17 protein-coding genes are annotated in these 17,899 nt (G+C 33.8%); 4 read left to right on the top strand and 13 right to left on the bottom strand.

The window, feature by feature from the left end; genetic code table 11:
* Positions 1 to 55 precede the first annotated feature (55 nt).
* The gene (locus Q0838_RS11330; RefSeq protein ID WP_298954959.1) at positions 56 to 553 is read right to left on the bottom strand and encodes a hypothetical protein; all 498 of its coding nucleotides are present in this window, start codon (positions 551 to 553) and stop codon (positions 56 to 58) included.
* A gap of 223 nt (positions 554 to 776) precedes the next feature.
* On the opposite strand from Q0838_RS11330, the gene Q0838_RS11325 reads away from it, so the two are divergent.
* A complete protein-coding gene (locus Q0838_RS11325) occupies positions 777 to 2,156 on the top strand; it encodes an NAD-dependent succinate-semialdehyde dehydrogenase (protein ID WP_298954956.1) in 1,380 nt (459 codons plus the stop codon).
* A 464-nt stretch (positions 2,157 to 2,620) separates the two neighbouring features.
* Here Q0838_RS11325 and Q0838_RS11320 read toward each other — a convergent pair whose 3' ends face one another.
* From Q0838_RS11320 to Q0838_RS11305, 4 genes are read right to left on the bottom strand one after another with little or no spacing between them, the layout of a single operon-like run.
* Positions 2,621 to 3,349 carry a head GIN domain-containing protein gene (locus tag Q0838_RS11320; RefSeq protein WP_298954953.1) on the bottom strand — a complete coding sequence of 243 codons (729 nt, stop codon included), beginning with the start codon at positions 3,347 to 3,349 and terminating at the stop codon, positions 2,621 to 2,623.
* Positions 3,350 to 3,381: 32 nt separating this feature from the next.
* Positions 3,382 to 4,488: a hypothetical protein gene (locus Q0838_RS11315; RefSeq protein ID WP_298954951.1), complete on the bottom strand. Its 1,107-nt coding sequence runs from the start codon at positions 4,486 to 4,488 to the stop codon at positions 3,382 to 3,384.
* Complete coding sequence (locus tag Q0838_RS11310) at positions 4,472 to 5,083, bottom strand: hypothetical protein (RefSeq protein WP_298954948.1); 612 nt, start codon at positions 5,081 to 5,083, stop codon at positions 4,472 to 4,474. Before Q0838_RS11310 ends, Q0838_RS11315 begins: the two co-directional genes overlap by 17 nt.
* Complete coding sequence (locus Q0838_RS11305) at positions 5,080 to 5,628, bottom strand: RNA polymerase sigma factor (RefSeq protein WP_366942042.1); 549 nt, start codon at positions 5,626 to 5,628, stop codon at positions 5,080 to 5,082. Before Q0838_RS11305 ends, Q0838_RS11310 begins: the two co-directional genes overlap by 4 nt.
* Positions 5,629 to 5,902: 274 nt before the next feature.
* Here Q0838_RS11305 and lon point away from each other — a divergent pair, with 274 nt between their 5' ends.
* Entirely contained in the window at positions 5,903 to 8,359 is a 2,457-nt protein-coding gene (gene lon / locus Q0838_RS11300) for an endopeptidase La (RefSeq protein WP_298954945.1), read from the top strand.
* A 491-nt stretch (positions 8,360 to 8,850) separates the two neighbouring features.
* On the opposite strand, the gene Q0838_RS11295 is transcribed toward lon, so the two are convergent.
* The 8 genes from Q0838_RS11295 to Q0838_RS11260 form a co-directional block, all read right to left on the bottom strand.
* Entirely contained in the window at positions 8,851 to 9,351 is a 501-nt protein-coding gene (locus Q0838_RS11295; RefSeq protein ID WP_298954942.1) for a hypothetical protein, read from the bottom strand.
* Positions 9,352 to 9,359: 8 nt separating this feature from the next.
* On the bottom strand, positions 9,360 to 9,794 hold the full coding sequence (locus tag Q0838_RS11290; protein WP_298954937.1) for a hypothetical protein: 435 nt from the start codon (positions 9,792 to 9,794) through the stop codon (positions 9,360 to 9,362).
* Positions 9,795 to 9,933: 139 nt separating this feature from the next.
* Positions 9,934 to 11,769 carry an ABC transporter ATP-binding protein gene (locus tag Q0838_RS11285; RefSeq protein ID WP_298954934.1) on the bottom strand — a complete coding sequence of 612 codons (1,836 nt, stop codon included), beginning with the start codon at positions 11,767 to 11,769 and terminating at the stop codon, positions 9,934 to 9,936.
* Between the two features lie 87 nt (positions 11,770 to 11,856).
* Complete coding sequence (locus Q0838_RS11280; protein WP_298954931.1) at positions 11,857 to 12,756, bottom strand: aldo/keto reductase family oxidoreductase; 900 nt, start codon at positions 12,754 to 12,756, stop codon at positions 11,857 to 11,859.
* A gap of 69 nt (positions 12,757 to 12,825) precedes the next feature.
* Positions 12,826 to 13,362, bottom strand: a complete 537-nt coding sequence (locus tag Q0838_RS11275; protein WP_298954927.1) for a hypothetical protein — start codon at positions 13,360 to 13,362, stop codon at positions 12,826 to 12,828.
* 121 nt (positions 13,363 to 13,483) lie between these two features.
* A complete protein-coding gene (locus Q0838_RS11270) occupies positions 13,484 to 14,203 on the bottom strand; it encodes a 3-ketoacyl-ACP reductase (RefSeq protein ID WP_298954924.1) in 720 nt (239 codons plus the stop codon).
* 259 nt (positions 14,204 to 14,462) lie between these two features.
* On the bottom strand, positions 14,463 to 14,843 hold the full coding sequence (locus Q0838_RS11265) for a DUF6122 family protein (protein ID WP_298954922.1): 381 nt from the start codon (positions 14,841 to 14,843) through the stop codon (positions 14,463 to 14,465).
* A gap of 47 nt (positions 14,844 to 14,890) precedes the next feature.
* Entirely contained in the window at positions 14,891 to 15,412 is a 522-nt protein-coding gene (locus Q0838_RS11260) for a hypothetical protein (protein WP_298954920.1), read from the bottom strand.
* Between the two features lie 370 nt (positions 15,413 to 15,782).
* On the opposite strand from Q0838_RS11260, the gene murA reads away from it, so the two are divergent.
* Entirely contained in the window at positions 15,783 to 17,093 is a 1,311-nt protein-coding gene (gene murA, locus Q0838_RS11255) for a UDP-N-acetylglucosamine 1-carboxyvinyltransferase (RefSeq protein WP_298954918.1), read from the top strand.
* A 184-nt stretch (positions 17,094 to 17,277) separates the two neighbouring features.
* Positions 17,278 to 17,889 (top strand): hypothetical protein, encoded by a 612-nt coding sequence (locus tag Q0838_RS11250; protein ID WP_298954916.1) that lies wholly within the window; start codon positions 17,278 to 17,280, stop codon positions 17,887 to 17,889.
* Positions 17,890 to 17,899 lie beyond the last annotated feature (10 nt).

The following is a 17,899-nucleotide window of genomic DNA, read 5'->3' as shown; positions in this document are numbered from 1 at the left end:
TGATATCTAAATATGCTGTTCTTCCCATACATAAATATACAAAAAATATATGACATTATATAACTATATTGGTATTAGAATACCCTACTTCCCAAACACATTCATCTAGTAAGCTCTGACAGTAACGTATAAGTTCTAACTCTTCTTCAATACAATTATCTATACTTTCTTTTAATTGCTCGTTAGTGGTTATGTCTATAGAGCTTCCATCTGTTAATGTAGCAGCGATAGGGTAACTTATACTTATCGAGTTGGTACTAGGTAAAGTATCTAAAAAATCTCGGAAGACTTCATTTCCTATAATAAAGGTATTAGCTATTTCAATATTGTTGGAATCGTAGGTAAAGATATTGATAGGATAAATAACCTGTATACAAGATATCGTATCCTCATCAGTTTCAGGATCACTGGCCACATCTGTTATTAATTCATATAATTCAGAGTCTACCGTTATTAAATTTTTTGATATAGAGTCGTCATAATCTTCATAAGTACAGGAAACGATACTTAATACAGTTATGAGTAAAAGGATAATTTTTTTAAGGTTTTTCATAGCTTATAATTTAGGTTATATCTTATAGTACAAAACTCATTGTAAAGGTTGCGTCCCATTCTACACGATTGTATAAAATGAATTCTTAAAAGCATTAACGATTCACATCATCTTTGTTAATAGTCTTTTAATAGCTTGTTAATTAAAGGCTATAATAAGAAGTCTTGATTTTTTATTAACGCATTTACTGCAATACGACCCATACCTTTAAATAAAAAACAACATGAGCACTAACATCACAACCATAAACCCAGCAACAGGAAAAGAGATTAAAACATATGAATTAATGACAGAAGAACAGACTTTAAAAGCTGTAGAAAAATGTCATAATGCTTTTACTCAATGGAAAGCTACTCCTATAGAAGAAAGAGGTAAAATTATTCAGAAAATAGGCGAGAAATTTAAAGAACATAAAGAAGATTTTGCACAATTAATGACCGAAGAAATGGGTAAGATTATCGCCCATGGTAAGGATGAAATAGATCTTTGTGCTGCTATTTGTGACTATACCGCAGCAACAGGAGCAGAAGAACTTGCAAACGAAGAGAAAGAGCTTGCCGGCGGTGGTAAAGGAATCGTTTCTTATTCACCTCTAGGTGTCATCTATGGCATACAACCTTGGAATTATCCAGCTTATCAAGTAGTGAGATATTCTATCGTTAATTTAATGGCAGGTAACGGTATATTATTAAAGCATGCAGCAAATGTTACTGGTAGTGCATTGAAACTGAAAGAGATTTATGAAGAAGCTGGTTTACCTAAAGATCTATTTACCGTATTGATTATTGATCATGACGTGAGTGAAAAAATTATTGAACACGATCTTGTAAGAGGTGTGACTTTTACAGGTAGTGCAGGAGCTGGTCGCAAAATAGGAGAACAGGCTGGTAAGGCAATTAAGAAAACTGTACTAGAGCTAGGTAGTAATGATGCGTATATCGTACTAGAAGATGCAGATGTAGAACACGCCATTAAAACTTGTACAGAAGGTCGCATTTTTAATAATGGAGAAACCTGCGTCGCTGCAAAAAGATTTATCGTAGTAGATGCTGTTTATGACCAGTTTAAAAAAGGATTTGTAGAACGTATGAATCATATAAAACTAGGTGATCCAACAGATGAGAATACGCAATTAGGTCCTATGGCTAGAAAAGACTTGAGAGAAAAAATTCACAATCAAGTTAAAGAAAGTATAGATAATGGCGCTGAGGTATTGTGCGGTGGTGAAATACCTGATGGTCATGGATATTATTATCCATCTACCGTATTAGGAAATGTAAAACCAGGACAGCCAGCATATGATGATGAATTATTCGGTCCCGTAGCTTCACTAATTAAAGCAAAGGACCAGGATGACGCCATGCGCATAGCAAATGATAGTCGTTTTGGACTAGGTGGTGGAATTTTTAGTAAAGATGAAGACAAAGCAATAGAGCTAGCCCAAAATCACTTTGACACCGGTATGGTGTTTATCAATTCATTTGGTATTGCACAGGTAGATATGCCTTTCGGTGGTGTGAAAAATTCAGGTTTCGGTAGAGAACACGGAGGATTCGGTATTAAAGAATTTGTTAATGTAAAAGGAATTAGTATTCTAAATTAAGGACTTAACATCAGTAATAGAAAAAACCACTGTTAGAGCAGTGGTTTTTTTGTGTCCATAATCTCGCTTTCGCGAAAACAAAACCTGATTATTCTACCTCATTAAATCTATAAGTAATACATGAAGAAAGGTTTAAATGTTATGAAAACGGTTCTTAAAAGCTATACAAAACTATTTTAAAGCCAGTTTTCATCCTATTAAATAACGTATGTACGTACTGTTGTGCCTTACAGATGATGACCGTCCTAAATAGTGATTATGATAAATCGATATTTCATCCATTTACTGCAAGTAAAACCATTCTACCATTTTATTTTTTGTTAAATAAGTTCTACAAGCATTATAGATAGAACATTCTTTTATCAAGATTAATAAATTTAAACCTTCTATTTCTTGTATTTTATCTCTTTTAAAAAAACTATAGTAAAAAAGTTAAATGACCTACGGCTATTTAATCTGTAGCTCTAGATCTTTGTTATATCACCACTACCTAACACACTTTTTTTAATTGAGCTAGTGGTACCTTTATAGGTTAAATCACCAGATCCTACTATAGACGCTCTAAGTTTACCACCTGTGCAGTAAACAGACACATCACCACTACCAGCAATACTAGCTTCTACATTATAAGCTTTTAAACTCATAGCTTCTATATCACCGCTACCAGCAATGTTTGCATCTAGGTTTTCTGTACGTCCATTTAATGTTACATCACCGCTTCCAGCTATGTGTACCTCTAAGTTTTGTGATTCTACTTGTGAAATGATATTACCGCTACCTGCTACAGAAATTTCTAGATTTCTAGATTTTAAATTCATATGACTCTTAATATCTCCACTTCCTGACATACTTAATGCGTTAATAGACTCTACATTTACAGTTACATTTATGCCTTTACGTGTGTTGTAGTTCGTACCATCTTTAAGGCCTATTTCTAGTTTTTTACCTTTAACCTCTATCTCAATATATTCCATGATATTAGATTCGGCTTCTACGGTTATGATACCTTCTTTTCCTTCTACTAGTATAATATCGATGCTACTCTTACCAGATATCTTATCAAAGTTAGCAATATTAAAAGTTTTTGTAATAACCTCTCCGTTTCCTTTAATTCTTTTATTATTTCCCCACCATTGAGCATTTGCACTATTAAATCCTAAAATGGCTACTAGAAGTAAGATGATATGTTTCATGTTATTATTATTAAGTTATTTATTGTTTTATTTTAGTTTTTTCTTAGATGTACACTACCAAAGCTTGATCTTATATTGATAACAGATGTAGAATTTTTTTCTTTATAGAATCCAGCCTTTTGCTTATCGGTAGAGTTCTTTTCTGAGTCGGTAACCGTTACATCGTCTGCTAGTTTGATACCTGCAAATTCTGTGTCGATGTTAAATTTAAAAGTAGCCTCTGGATGAAAATTAACTTTAATGCTAGTGTATTCACTAGTAATAACTGCCTCTTTAAAATCAGGACTCAATTCTTCAATACCTATGGATCCAAAATTAGTTACCAGGTTTACACTTTCTTTGATGTGTCCTAATTTAATAGTAGAATAATCGCCCCTACCTACTAGTTTTATTGCATCTAGAGACTGTATAGTTGAGAAATCTCCGTTAAATTTAATGTCTTTTACGTTATCAAACTTTGCTTTAGTGTATTCTCCACTATACTCTACTTTTTCTGCACCATGTAGTTCAAAACCACTGAAATCAGCTCTAATCGTTCCCGATTTCATATAATCGATATGTGAATTTTTTGTGTAATCAAAGCTTAGTTCGTTATCAACAGCTAGTAGTTGTCCTATATCTAGTCTACCAAAATCGCACTGTATTTTTGCATGACCTAATAACCTGTCTATAGATACAGATCCATACTCATTACTTATGTCCACAGCAGCTGTAACTGGCATTCTAATGATGTAATCTATTTTCATATTAGAGCTATTCTTAGAATTATTGCTACCCATAAGAGTACTCCATAAACTATTACTACTATGGCTATTACTGCCTTTACCTGTATCAGTTCTAGCACTTACATTAGAAGAGCTAGCGTTAAAATCTACATCTATATCTCTAAGCTGCTCACTAACGCTACTCTCATTATTACCACTTACTTCTACAATAATATCTATAGAAACAGTGGGTTTATCCCATGTAGTAATAGTAATGTTACCAAATTCGTTTTGAATATCAACCATACAGTTTTTATGTACCGTAAAGGTTTTACTCAATTTTTTAGTCTTGGTGTATTTTCCATAACCTGGACCGGCTAGAAGTAATGCTGGTAGTAAAAACAGCAGTACACTAAGTTTATATATATGTTTCATCTTCTTGTTCTTTTAAATTTTTCAATTGTTCTATTTGCTCTAGAGCATTCTCTAATAAATCGATTCTATTTTGAAAATTTTGTATCATAGCAGCGATAACAGTTTTACTATCCTTATTTGTGGCAAAGTCAGCTTCTATTGTTTTATAATCCTTTTCTAATCTAGCTAGTGCAGTTTTAGCTGCGGTAACAATACGGGCAGCATCTGGTGACTGCTCTTTATTTAATCTCTCTAGTTCTTCATTTATCGTACTGGTAAAAAAGTCTTGTGCCTGCGCCATTTCTGGAGATACACTAGACAGTCCATTTTCTACCGGGCTAGCAGGGACCAGATTTAAACCAGTAAAACCTAATAAAATTGCAAGTCCTGCCACCAGCGACCATTTAAACCAGGAATTCATTTTTATCACCTTGTTATTTTCATGATCTCCATCACTATTCTCTGTCGCAATAGATATAGTAGCATCTTTTATTTCTTCCAGGTCATCGTTACAAGCATTTTCTAGCTTATCAAAAAATCTATTTCTATGGCCACTAGGCAGTGATTCTGTATTAAAATCTTGATCTGCAAACCATTCTTCCATGTTCTTTTTCATATCTGTTGCAATTTATTTCTCAGACTTTCCTTTGCTCTAGATATAGTAGTCCTACACATCGCATTAGAAATACCCATAATTTCACTTATTTCTTCATTATCCATTCCTTCTATAAGACTTAGAGTTAGAATCTGTCTGTAATTATCTTTTAAGAGTTTCATTACTTCCAGTACTTTTTTGGCAGTCATACCAGCAGCCTCCATATCTATTTGTTCGTCTGCTTTGTTTTCCATTTCATAAGCAACATCTTCATAATCCACTTTGGGCATTTTACTTTCCTTTTTCAACTGTGTAAGGCTGTTGTTAACGACTATTCTTTTTAACCAGCTGCCAAAGGTTGCCTCTCGGTTCCATTGTTTCATTTTAGCAAACGCCGCTATCATGCTGTCTTGCATAATATCTTCGGCAAGTGCGGTGTCTTTTACGATTCTCAATGCGACATGATACATACCATTTGCATACTGATCATAGACTCGCATTTGCGCCTTGCGATCACCTCGTTCACAGAGGTTATAGAGTTCTATTTCGGTTATTGTTAAGGTCACTTGGTTAGTGTTATGCTTTAAAGATGCAATTTATTCTAGCATGTTACACTTCATGGCAAGGAATTTGAAATTTTATTTATTCGGCACATGTTGTAAAACGAGTAAAACCGTCATTCTAGATACTGTAATAATAGTTTAATAGTTTGATAATCTGTTTTTTAAAGGTTGTAATTCCGCTTTCGCGAAAGCGAATTTATAATAAACATCGTGCTCAAATTAATTTTAAAAAATAAAAGCCAGCAGTCTTTATGACATTGTGGCGACTGAAAAAGATATGTTCAAACCAAAGAAATTTTCGATAGACAACTTGTCACTTCAAGAATTAGATCAAGATGCGGAATTTATTCCTCTATTGAGCAGCGAGGACGAGGAAGAAATGAATAATGAAAGTGTGCCAGAGACCTTACCTATACTGCCATTACGTAATATGGTACTGTTTCCAGGTGTAGTAATTCCTATTACAGCAGGGCGCGATCGCTCTATTAAATTATTACAGGACGCGCATAAAAAAGGTATTGCGATAGGTGTAGTTGCACAAAAAAATGAAGATATAGAAGAACCTTCTTTTGAAGACTTACATAAAACAGGTGTAGTTGCAAAAATCTTAAAGACTTTTAAGATGCCCGACGGTAATACTACGGTTATTATTCAAGGTAAAAAACGTTTTGAAATGGGCGAGATCGTTACAGAGCAGCCTTTTATAACTGCTATCGCAAATGATGTACCTGATCTAAGACCAGTAAAGGAAGATGAAGAGTTTAAGGCGATTATTGAAAAAATAAAAGAACTCGCTCTAGAAATTATCAAAGAGAGTCCTAACATCCCTACAGAGGCGTCGTTTGCGATTAAAAATATTGAGTCAGATTCTTTCTTAGTAAATTTTGTGTCTTCTAACATGAATCTTAAGGTAGAGGAGAAGCAAAGAATTCTAGAGATTAATGATCTTAAAGAAAGAGCGCTAGAAACGTTGCGTTTTATGAATGTAGAACGTCAGAAATTAGAGCTTAAAAACGATATACAGTCTAAAGTACAGACCGATATTAATAAGCAACAACGTGAGTATTTCTTGCACCAGCAAATGAAAACCATTCAGGATGAATTAGGTGGTGGTGTCTCTTCACATCAAGAGGTAGATGAAATGCGCCAGCGTGCTAAGAAAAAGAAATGGGACGATAAGGTAAAGGAGCATTTTGAGAAGGAACTATCAAAAATGCAACGTATGAATCCGCAAGTGGCAGAGTATTCTATACAGCGCAATTACCTAGATCTTATTCTTGATTTACCATGGAATGTGTTTTCTAAGGACAACTTTGACCTGAAACGCGCCATGAAAATTCTAGACCGCGACCATTATGGTCTAGAAGAAGTAAAAAAACGTATTATAGAGTATCTAGCAGTTTTAAAATTGCGTAATGATATGAAATCTCCTATTCTATGTCTTTATGGACCTCCAGGAGTAGGTAAAACATCGTTGGGTAAATCTGTTGCAGAGGCATTAGGACGTGAGTATGTGCGCATTTCTTTAGGTGGTTTGCGAGATGAGGCAGAAATACGTGGACATCGTAAAACCTATATAGGAGCAATGCCAGGACGTATCATTCAGTCTATAAAAAAAGCAAAAACCTCTAATCCTGTATTTGTACTGGACGAGATTGATAAATTGAGTAACTCACATAATGGAGACCCATCTAGTGCGATGCTAGAAGTACTAGACCCAGAGCAAAACAATGCTTTTTATGATAACTTCCTAGAAATGGGATTTGATTTAAGTAAAGTAATGTTTATCGCAACAAGTAATAGTTTAAATACCATACAACCTGCACTGCGCGACCGTATGGAAATTATAAACGTTACAGGTTATACCATAGAAGAAAAGGTAGAAATAGGAAAGCAACACTTACTACCTAAGCAATTAAAAGAACACGGGCTGGATAAGTCGCATCTTAAAATCGCAAAACCACAAATAGAAAAAGTAGTAGAAGGTTATACTCGTGAAAGTGGTGTAAGATCGCTCGATAAACAACTTGCAAAAATGGTACGTTATGCTGCCAAAAGTATTGCAATGGAAGAAGAGTACGATCTTAAAGTAACTAATGAAACGGTTATTAATGTATTAGGCGCTCCTAAGATGGAACGTGATAAATACGAGAATAATGATGTGGCTGGTGTGGTAACTGGACTGGCATGGACTAGAGTAGGTGGCGACATACTATTTATAGAGTCTATACTATCTAAAGGTAAAGGAAACTTAACCATAACTGGTAACATAGGTAAGGTGATGAAAGAAAGTGCTACTATAGCAATGGAATACATCAAAGCAAATGCTGATGTACTAGGTATAGAAAGTTCTATTTTTAGTAATTATAACGTTCACATACACGTACCAGAAGGCGCTACTCCTAAAGATGGACCTAGTGCTGGTGTAACCATGTTAACCTCTCTAGTATCTTTATTTACACAGCGCAAAGTAAAGAAAAGTCTTGCCATGACTGGAGAGATCACTTTAAGAGGTAAAGTACTACCTGTAGGTGGTATTAAAGAAAAAATTCTTGCTGCAAAACGTGCTAGAATTAAAGAAATCCTTCTTTGTGAGCAAAACCGTAGAGACATAGAAGAAATTAATGCCGATTATTTAAAAGGCCTTACTTTCCATTATGTAAGCGATATGAGTAATGTTCTAGACCTGGCTCTTACTAAGCAAAAAGTAAAAAATGCAAAGAAGTTGAGCTAGCACTCAAAATCTAAATATCAAAAAAAGAAGCTGTCTCATTAATTTGAGGCAGTTTTTTTGTTTTAATCTATAAGATCATTATCTAAATTCAAAAAAAAAAGGAACAGTTCTACCTGTCCCTTTTTTCTATTAATATTAGTTCAATACCTAAGTAAGATTTACTTCACTTTTTTAAACCTAAAACATGTAGATATAGTAGGACCTATCCCAATAGTATTAGAACGTAAAAGAATTCCATCATAGTAAGTTGCAGATACCGTGGAGTTATAAGTACTTATTATTCTCCACCTATTAATATGTGTACTATCTTAATTTTATAGAATCGATACTATTTATTATGATTTGAGAATGATTAAAGGAAATCTGCCCTATTAAAATTGAGTTTTTATGTTGTAAAGATCAATTTAATAAGGCTAGGCGTACACAATTATAATTACATATTTAATCTGGATGAAACGGTTTAGATTTTATGTGTACTCTTATCTGTGGTATTAAAAATATGTTAACTTAATAGGCACAGATTTAGGAATGTGATAAACGTTCTTCATGATCAAATACAACTCATCTAAAAGTTCTTTCTTATCGTTTTTTGAGTTAATGAGATAATCTTTGTTGTAGTTAAAAGTTTCCATGTGAATATTATTCAATGAAAACCCAAGTTTGTTCAAGTACTTAAAATTAGGATCTTTAATCTGGTTAGGGTTTTTAAAATGATCACTTCTACATTCACAAAAGATTCCAAATTCAGAGTCTTTATTATCAAAAAGGTATTGAACAAAATCACCATTAAATTCTATGATAAGAGTCATAAAACTTTCTTGTTCAAAGAGTATTCTTAAAATTTCAGTTTCAAATTCAGACTGTTGTTGGATTAAATTATAAGTTTTAGAAATGTTCGTTGCTTTAGAAGAAGTATTACCGCTATGATTGTAAATAAATACAATCGCTATTATGACAACTAAAAACGTAATGACGGTTATAATTAATCCCATGATATAATTTACAGTTTACTATAATCCACTACCAACTTAGTATACCATTTTGCTAGATCTCTTGCAATAGCCTTATGGTTGTTCACTAGCTCTGTAGCGAGTCTAGAATTAGATTTTTCTTTTAAAGAAGGATTTGCGGTTAAATATCCTTGAAATTTACCAGTATCGTCTATTATTTTAGGTGCTTTATTAGAAACCGCATTCCATGGAGATAGTGGGTTATTATCGTCTCCATAATTATTTAAATCGTTCCAGATAGATGTATTGCTAAAACTACTTCCATAATCTCCAAAGGCATTCCAGATGGATTTACTATCAAAACGAGAACAGTCCAGACAGCCTAAATATACAGAATAATCGCTACCACCATATAAATGTAGATTTTGTGATGTAGCGTAAGAACTGCTTATGATAAAAGTCGTTATAAAAAGTAATTTTTTCATCTAAGTAGTGTTTAAGATTTGAAGTTTTTAGAATTATGTCCATATTAACTCACATATCCCAAATATGTTTTCATTTAGAAATCTTCATTCAAAATTAATCGAAATAAGCACAATCATTCCTAATTTTCTCATAACTCATCTATTGATATCCTGCGGCTTGTAAATTAAACAGTTTTTCATATAAATTGGGTTGTGCCATCAATTCTTCATGCGTACCTATTTCTGCAACGACACCATCTTCTAGAACTAGAATTCTATCTGCCATTCTAACAGTAGAAAAACGGTGAGATATAATGATGCTGGTCTTTCCCTTAGTCAGTCCTATAAAGCGTTCAAAAACGTCATATTCTGCCTGTGCGTCTAGTGCGCTGGTAGGCTCGTCGAGTACGATAACATCTGCATCTTTCATATAGGCACGGGCTAGTGCCACCTTTTGCCATTGTCCACCGCTTAGTTCTTGTCCTTTGGCAAATCTACGTCCTAGTTGTTGATCAATTCCACCCTTCATAACAGCCACTACCTGGTCTGCAAGACTGCGCTGTGCCGCGTCGGTAATCATGACATCGTTATTTAACTCATCAATATTACCTACCGCGATATTCTCACGCAAACTGAATTCATACTTAAAGAAGTCTTGAAAAATAACACCAAAACGTTTTCTAAACTCTTGTTTATGAAACTTAGAGATATTAATTCCATCTAATAAAATCTCTCCTTGGGTAGGCTCGTAAAACCTCAATATCAATTTAATAAGTGTTGTTTTACCGGCACCATTCTGACCTACAAAGGCTATTTTTTCACCTACTTTAATCTTAAAACTTATTCCTTTAAGAACTTCTATATCACTACCAGCATAGCCAAAATGTACATTTCTAATCTCAAAACCTTCTTTAATAACGTCTGGAATAGGAGTGTAGCTGGTTGCCTCGTCAGTGATTTCTATATCTAGAAAGTCAAAGTAGTCTCTCAAATAAAGCGAACTCTCTGATATAGCAGTAAAACGAGAAAAGAAACCTTGTAAATTATTACGCAATCTGTTAAAAGATCCAGATAAGAAGGTAAGTTCTCCTATACTTAGTACTCCAGTTATTACTTTAAAAATAATGAATATATAAGCTCCATAATAAGATAGAATACCTATAATATTAAACAGTGATCCATAGATACTTTGCTTAATAGATAGCTTTTTATTGATCTCATAATAATCGCTAGATAATCTATTAAATCTGGCTGCTATATAATCGGTAAGCCCAAAGAGTTTTACCTCTTTTGCTGTTTGATTATTAGCTCCTATAAAACGCAAGTAATCTAGTTCACGACGCTCTGCAGTCCAGCTGCGTGCTACAGAGTATCTATGCGAGCTGTATTTTGCCTCATTGATAAATGATGGTATAATACTTAGGACCAATAAGATAATCAATAATGGCTCAAAGTAGATCAAACCAGCGATTAAGGATGTTATAGAGATAATACTTTGCACCTGACTCAATGAAGCACTCATTAAACCTACACGACCGCTAGTTTGCTGTCTTGCACGCCCTAGTTTGTCATAAAAATCTGGATCTTCTAACTGTTCTAGAGTCAGCTCATTAGTCTTTCTTATAATTTTTTCTGAAGACGCGTTAGAGTACAAATCTCCTATTAATCCATCAGTTAAATTAATTAATCTATTGAGCAGGTCTGCAGCTATGGCTACTGCTAGCTCTATAATCACATATTTCCAGAGCAAGTCTAGATTTTGATCTTCTAACGATATTTGTAAAATAACCTCGTCTATAATCAATTTACCTACCCATAGTAGAACTACCGGACTAATTGCGGTGAGTAATCTAGCGGTAAAATTGGTTATAAACAGTTTAGGACTCACTCTCCAGATTTCTTTAAAAAATCTAGGTAGTGTCTTTAATGCACTTAAGGAGAATGTTTTTCCCTTTTTACTTTGTTCTTTTATGGATGCAGGTGCTCTTCTCGCCACGATGTAGTTTTAGAACACAAAGGTACGTTACAAGGATTTGTTTTGTGGTGTTCTCGCTTTCGCGAAAGCGGAATTATCAACCGTCTATTAGGGTAATTCTTTTCCTAAGGCAGCTATATAAATCTGGAACCATTGCTCTAAAGTCATCTCTACATCTAACGAACTCACTGCAGTTTTAATACGCTCGATTTTACCAGTTCCTATAATAGGAATTATTTGAGAAGGATGTTTTAATAGCCACTGATAGGCAACTTTATCCAACTTAGGCTCCTGTATTTCTTGAGCCACTTTTTTAATGGCGTTAAGAACACGGATTCCTTTTTCTGTTTTAGGAGCTAGTAATTCACCACCGGCCAGTGGTGACCAGGACATAGGTTTTATGTTTTTAGAGATAAGATAATCGATATTTTGATTTTCAAAATGCTCTAGACAATACGGCGATATTTCTATCTGGTTAGTTACTAGAGGAGCAGTTGTGTAAGCTTGCAACGATTCTAGTTGCTGGGGCAGGAAATTAGACACTCCATAATGCAAAACCTTACCGCTAGATGTTAATTGGTCAAAGGCGCTTGCTACCTCTTCTGGATTAAAAAAGGGTGATGGTCTATGTAATAAAAGTACGTCTATATAATCTGTATGTAGATTTTTAAGAGATTGTTCTACCTGAGAGATGATGTAACTAGCGCTGTAATCATAGTATTTTACCTGACGATCTGGAAACTTATCAGATGTTAATTTGATCCCACATTTAGTAATCAACTGCATACTATCACGCAGTGAAGGTTCTAACTGTAGCGCTTTACCAAAGGCGGCCTCACATTCATAATTTCCATAAATATCTGCATGATCAAATGTGGTGACTCCAGTTTCTATGGATTTTTTAAGAAAAGTAAGCAACTCTTGATCGTTTTTATTCCAATCTAGAAGTCTCCATATCCCCAAAACTATTCTTGATATTTCTAAATCTTTATTTAAGGAGGTTTTCATGTGCTTTTTTTCAAATTTGTGGTTATAAATAATCTAGTTCTAGTTTCAGGAATTACAATTTAAGTAAGGTTATCGTACTCCTTTTACTTTAAGATCTATGTAAACTTCTTGTGTACCATGAAATTCTGTTTGGTAATCTATATCTATCGTGTACTTGATATTGTATAGTACTAACACCTTATCTAGATCTTCTTTCTTACTTTTTGCCACTTTTAAATGTTGTAAATAATTTATGAAAGTCGATATACCCAAACCCATAGGTGCAAAGCTTATAGCAATAAATGTTAAGGGATAAGTGTAGAATCTTACAGATGTTTTATTAGCAACATCATTAATATGATAAGCTATTAAATAACCAGTAGCTATAATTATAAAACCTATCAATATATAACCGACTGTATAAGAATAAGTGTGTAAACGTTTTCTTTTTAATTGATCGTATTCTAGATTTATTTGCTTCAGTTTTTCTTCAAAATTATCTCTAAGTAGAATTTGAGAGCATGTTTTATTAAAAGCAGGCTTGCGAGAGGTAAGACCACATACTAAGCCTAGTTTAAAATCACTTTTTTTACGCTCACATAGATCACAATGTCTGGTTAGTTCCATAGATATAGATGTGTTTATTTGAGACTGAAATATTTGAGAAGAAAATACAAAAATATACAATTAATAAAGCCAGTTAAATTACAACATAATGTAAATCTAACTGGCTATTTCTATATTAAAATTATGGATTTGTAGACCATAGTGCTGCACTTTTAAGCATGGCTCTTTTAGGTAGTTTTAATCCTGCGATAATTAGCTCTGCAAAGTCTTCTGGTTGTAAAACACTGTCCTCAGAATCTTTAGTAGCGATTCCTAAATCTATAGACATGTCAGACGCGATCGTACTAGGTGTTAACGTACAAACTCTAATATTGTTTTTACGTACTTCTTTCATTAATGATTCTGACATACCGATTACAGCAAACTTTGATGCAGAATATGCTGAGGTACTCGCATTACCATTTAACCCTGCAGTAGAAGAAACATTGATAATTTCTCCCTCATTCTGGTCGATTAAATAAGGTAATACTTCTTTAGTAACGTAATACATTCCCATCACGTTAGTTTGCATAATTTGCGTCCATTGATCTACAGGCATATCGTTTAAAGTACCGAATGCTGCTATACCAGCATTATTTACTAATATATCTATAGAACCTAGAGTATCAACTAGTGTTTTTACACTCGTTTTAACCTCTTCATAATTGCTCACATCAAAAACGGCATAGGTCGCTTTTACTCCTAATTTTTCAATCTCGGCAACAGTTGCCTTTAAAGCCTCTTCATTTCTACCAGTGATCGCAACATCTACACCTTCTTGTGCAAATGCTAGTGCTGTAGCTTTTCCTAGACCGCGGCTTCCACCTGTTATGATTGCTTTTTTACCTTTTAAATCTTGCATTTATTTAATTTTTGAATATGTATTTATATGGTAAAAGTTAGACTAAATAGTATTGTAAAACATTCCTTACAAATCTCTAAATTGTATAACTTTAAGTAGCTAAATTATAGATTTTGAATGAATCTTTTGCTCTTTTTTACGCTAATGATTTGTAAAAGTAAAGTGAAATATTAATGCTACCCATAGAGTATGGATTATAGCCATGTTGTAGGATTATAATTCCGCTTTCGCGAAAGCGGAACAGACACAAAAAAATAATTTATAACCAGCTAGAGATGTGTTCTAAGAGCTCTATTACTGGTGATGTTGCCATACAGTCTGCACAATGGTTATACATGAAAAGGCAATCTATTAAATCTGTCACCATGTGAAATAATAATCCTATACCTATGATTTTAAATGGTTTCTTGAAAAAAAGTAAGCCTATGTAAATTAAAATGGCATAATAGGAGTGTAGTGGATGGTAGTTAATGCTGCATCTATGGGCTTCAAATACTGGTGAGGCTAGCAAATGGTCTAGATCTACTAACATAGTAGCTAGTAGAATTAAATAGGTCTTTTTCCATTCATTTTTAAAAAACACAATAGCTATGGCTAGTGGAAAGAAAATGTGTAAAAAGTAATGGACAAAGGTTTGCATTAAAATAGATGTATGAATAACTTAAAGTAATACACAGTTATAAGTATTTACTTTAATTCTTTCTTAAGATCGTCCATTTCTAGAACGTATGGATCTGTACCTAACATGATAAAATCTACTCTTAGGGTGAAAAGAATGTCTTTTTGAGTCTTATCTTCTATAACTAATAATGCTTCAAAACCAGGCTGGCCTAGTTTAAAAACAGTTTTTGATTTATAGAGTAATTCTACGTATTTCACTTTTTTCCAATTGATGTTATATGATTTTGCGCTAGTGATTATAGCGTCATAATCTTCTTTGAGTAATTTGTTATACCCTTCTCTTTTTAGTGATTTTACTATGGCCTTATTTTTATCTGACATGCGCAATTCTGGAGCATCTGCAGCTTTTCTTAAAAGTTCTATGGCTACCATATGTTCTTTAAAGATGGTGTAGGTGAAAGCATCTTTTTTGGCAATTTGTTTTGTCATTTCTTCCATTTGCGCTTTCATCGCAGTAATGGTCTCATTTTGAGCAATACTTAATTGAAAAAAAAGAAAAAGGAGTAGTGTGGCGGTTAATTTGTTCATGTGATATGCTTAGAATAATCTATTACAGTTTCAAAGATATACATACTATCATTTTAAATGGGTATAATATCGATTTTTGAATAGAAGATAGCGGTTCAAATTTTAATAAAAACTCTAAAGATGACGCTGTAATTTTTTAAATATCATATTTTAAGAAACATAAATGTTGATAAATTCTACTTTATTCTAATGTCGTTTTACCTTTCATTTTTAAAGATTTATTGATAGTTAGGTTACCTATTTAATTACTGGATTTTATCATTTTAATATAAGAATCGGAGATGTTCATTAATTATGAATTATAACCTTAATAATGTTTTAAAAACTTCGGCGAGTTCTTTATTTTTAAAAATTACAATTAAAGACATACATGGGAACATTTATAATAGAAGGTGGACATCAATTAAAAGGTGATATACAACCACAAGGAGCTAAAAATGAGGCGCTTCAAATACTTTGTGCTGTTTTATTAACAGACCAGCCAGTAGAGATTAATAACGTACCTGACATTATCGACGTTAATAAATTGATCGCTTTATTGAATAACCTAGGTGTAAAAGTGACTAAGAATGGTCCAGAATCTTACACTTTTCAAGCAGATAATATAAATCTAGACTGGTTACAGTCCGAAGAGTATAAAATACAAGGTCGTGGACTACGTGGTTCTATCATGTTAGTAGGTCCATTATTAGCACGTTTTGGAAAAGGATATATTCCACGTCCAGGAGGTGATAAAATAGGTCGTCGTCGTTTAGACACACACTTTGAAGGTTTCATAAAACTAGGCGCAAAATTTAGATACAATAAAGAAGAATATTTCTATGGTGTAGAAGCAGACGAGCTTCATGGAGCGTATATGCTTCTCGACGAGGCGTCTGTAACAGGAACTGCAAATATTGTTATGGCAGCTGTTCTCGCACAAGGGAAAACTACTATTTATAACGCTGCATGCGAGCCTTATTTACAGCAGTTGTGTAACATGCTAGTGCGCATGGGAGCAAATATCTCTGGTATAGGTTCTAACATGCTCATCATAGAAGGTGTAGAAAAACTAGGTGGCACAACACACCGCATTCTACCAGATATGATAGAAATAGGTAGCTGGATAGGTCTTGCTGCGATGACCAAGTCAGAGGTTACCATTAAAAATGTAGCTTATGATGAATTGGGTATCATACCAGCAACTTTTAGAAAACTAGGAATTACCATAGAACGTCGTGGAGATGATATTTTTATTCCTGCACACAACGAGGGTTATGAAATCCAGAACTACATCGATGGTTCTATTCTTACCATTTCTGACGCTCCATGGCCAGGTTTTACTCCAGATTTATTGAGTATCGTTCTAGTAGTGGCAACACAGGCTAGAGGTAGTGTATTGATACACCAGAAAATGTTTGAAAGTCGTCTATTCTTTGTGGATAAATTGATCGATATGGGAGCAAAAATTATTCTTTGCGACCCACACAGAGCGAGTGTAATAGGCTATGATTTTGAATCTCAATTAAAGGCTACCACTATGACTAGCCCAGATATTAGAGCTGGTATTTCTTTACTTATCGCTGCTTTAAGTGCAAAGGGAACCAGTACCATCCACAATATTGAACAAATAGATCGTGGTTATCAAAACATAGATAGCAGGCTGCGTGCAATAGGTGCCAAAATCAAGCGATTAGATTAAATTTTTAAAACTATAAGATTTCTGTTTTAGGTTACGCTTTTGCAAAAGCGTAACCTAAATAGATAACTAATAATAAATTTCATTTGTTTAAATCTTACTTAAATAGCGCTAGTTATCACAACATTTTAACTTAAAATAACTTCTCTGTGATCATTTTAGGCAAGGAATTTGATAACTTGCAGGTATGAGAAATCTTATTGCTTACTTATGTATACTTACGGCTAGTTATTCCTTTGCGCAGGAAATACCTAATTCAACACCGCGTACTATAGAACCAGTACCGCAAACTACTACAGGAGGTTCTATGTTGTTTCCAAAAAAGAAGGAGACTAGAACATATACCAGACCCAAAGAAAATAACGAGATCAAAATGCGTCAAGAGACCGATCTTGTAGATCCAGGAATCAAGTTTAAAAATCAGAAATTTAAAAAAGACGCTCCAGTAGGTGCAGGTTTTAGAAGTGATACTTTTCTAGGCGAAATAAGAACAGGTGAAAAATTACTTAGATTAGTCTGTAGAGATCACCAATTTGAAGATGGAGATCTAGTGCGTATATGGCAAGATGATAAGATTCTTGTGGAAAAAATATATCTTAGAAACGTCTATCAAGGAGTTAGTATACCTCTTAAAGATGGATTCAATAAAATAGAAATAGAAGCTTTAAATCAAGGATCTTCTGGACCCAACACTGCAGAGTTTAAAGTAATGGATACTAGAGGTAAAGTAGTACAACAAAACATATGGAATCTCGCGTCTGGTGTAAAAGCTACTTTGATTATTTTGAAAAATGAGTAAGGCTTTACTT

The sequence above is a fragment of the uncultured Nonlabens sp. genome (assembly GCF_947495285.1).
Taxonomy (GTDB): domain Bacteria; phylum Bacteroidota; class Bacteroidia; order Flavobacteriales; family Flavobacteriaceae; genus Nonlabens.
This window is presented reverse-complemented; position numbering and strand designations above follow the sequence as displayed.

What these genes read in the sequence shown, in the direction of transcription:
- Q0838_RS11330 (WP_298954959.1), bottom strand. Translation starts at nt 553, where the DNA reads ATGAAAAACCTTAAAAAAATTATCCTTTTACTCATAACTGTATTAAGT.
- Q0838_RS11325 (WP_298954956.1), top strand. Translation starts at nt 777, where the DNA reads ATGAGCACTAACATCACAACCATAAACCCAGCAACAGGAAAAGAGATT.
- Q0838_RS11320 (WP_298954953.1), bottom strand. Translation starts at nt 3,349, where the DNA reads ATGAAACATATCATCTTACTTCTAGTAGCCATTTTAGGATTTAATAGT.
- Q0838_RS11315 (WP_298954951.1), bottom strand. Translation starts at nt 4,488, where the DNA reads ATGAAACATATATATAAACTTAGTGTACTGCTGTTTTTACTACCAGCA.
- Q0838_RS11310 (WP_298954948.1), bottom strand. Translation starts at nt 5,083, where the DNA reads ATGAAAAAGAACATGGAAGAATGGTTTGCAGATCAAGATTTTAATACA.
- lon (WP_298954945.1), top strand. Translation starts at nt 5,903, where the DNA reads ATGTTCAAACCAAAGAAATTTTCGATAGACAACTTGTCACTTCAAGAA.
- Q0838_RS11295 (WP_298954942.1), bottom strand. Translation starts at nt 9,351, where the DNA reads ATGGGATTAATTATAACCGTCATTACGTTTTTAGTTGTCATAATAGCG.
- Q0838_RS11290 (WP_298954937.1), bottom strand. Translation starts at nt 9,794, where the DNA reads ATGAAAAAATTACTTTTTATAACGACTTTTATCATAAGCAGTTCTTAC.
- Q0838_RS11280 (WP_298954931.1), bottom strand. Translation starts at nt 12,756, where the DNA reads ATGAAAACCTCCTTAAATAAAGATTTAGAAATATCAAGAATAGTTTTG.
- Q0838_RS11275 (WP_298954927.1), bottom strand. Translation starts at nt 13,362, where the DNA reads ATGGAACTAACCAGACATTGTGATCTATGTGAGCGTAAAAAAAGTGAT.
- Q0838_RS11270 (WP_298954924.1), bottom strand. Translation starts at nt 14,203, where the DNA reads ATGCAAGATTTAAAAGGTAAAAAAGCAATCATAACAGGTGGAAGCCGC.
- Q0838_RS11265 (WP_298954922.1), bottom strand. Translation starts at nt 14,843, where the DNA reads ATGCAAACCTTTGTCCATTACTTTTTACACATTTTCTTTCCACTAGCC.
- Q0838_RS11260 (WP_298954920.1), bottom strand. Translation starts at nt 15,412, where the DNA reads ATGAACAAATTAACCGCCACACTACTCCTTTTTCTTTTTTTTCAATTA.
- murA (WP_298954918.1), top strand. Translation starts at nt 15,783, where the DNA reads ATGGGAACATTTATAATAGAAGGTGGACATCAATTAAAAGGTGATATA.
- Q0838_RS11250 (WP_298954916.1), top strand. Translation starts at nt 17,278, where the DNA reads ATGAGAAATCTTATTGCTTACTTATGTATACTTACGGCTAGTTATTCC.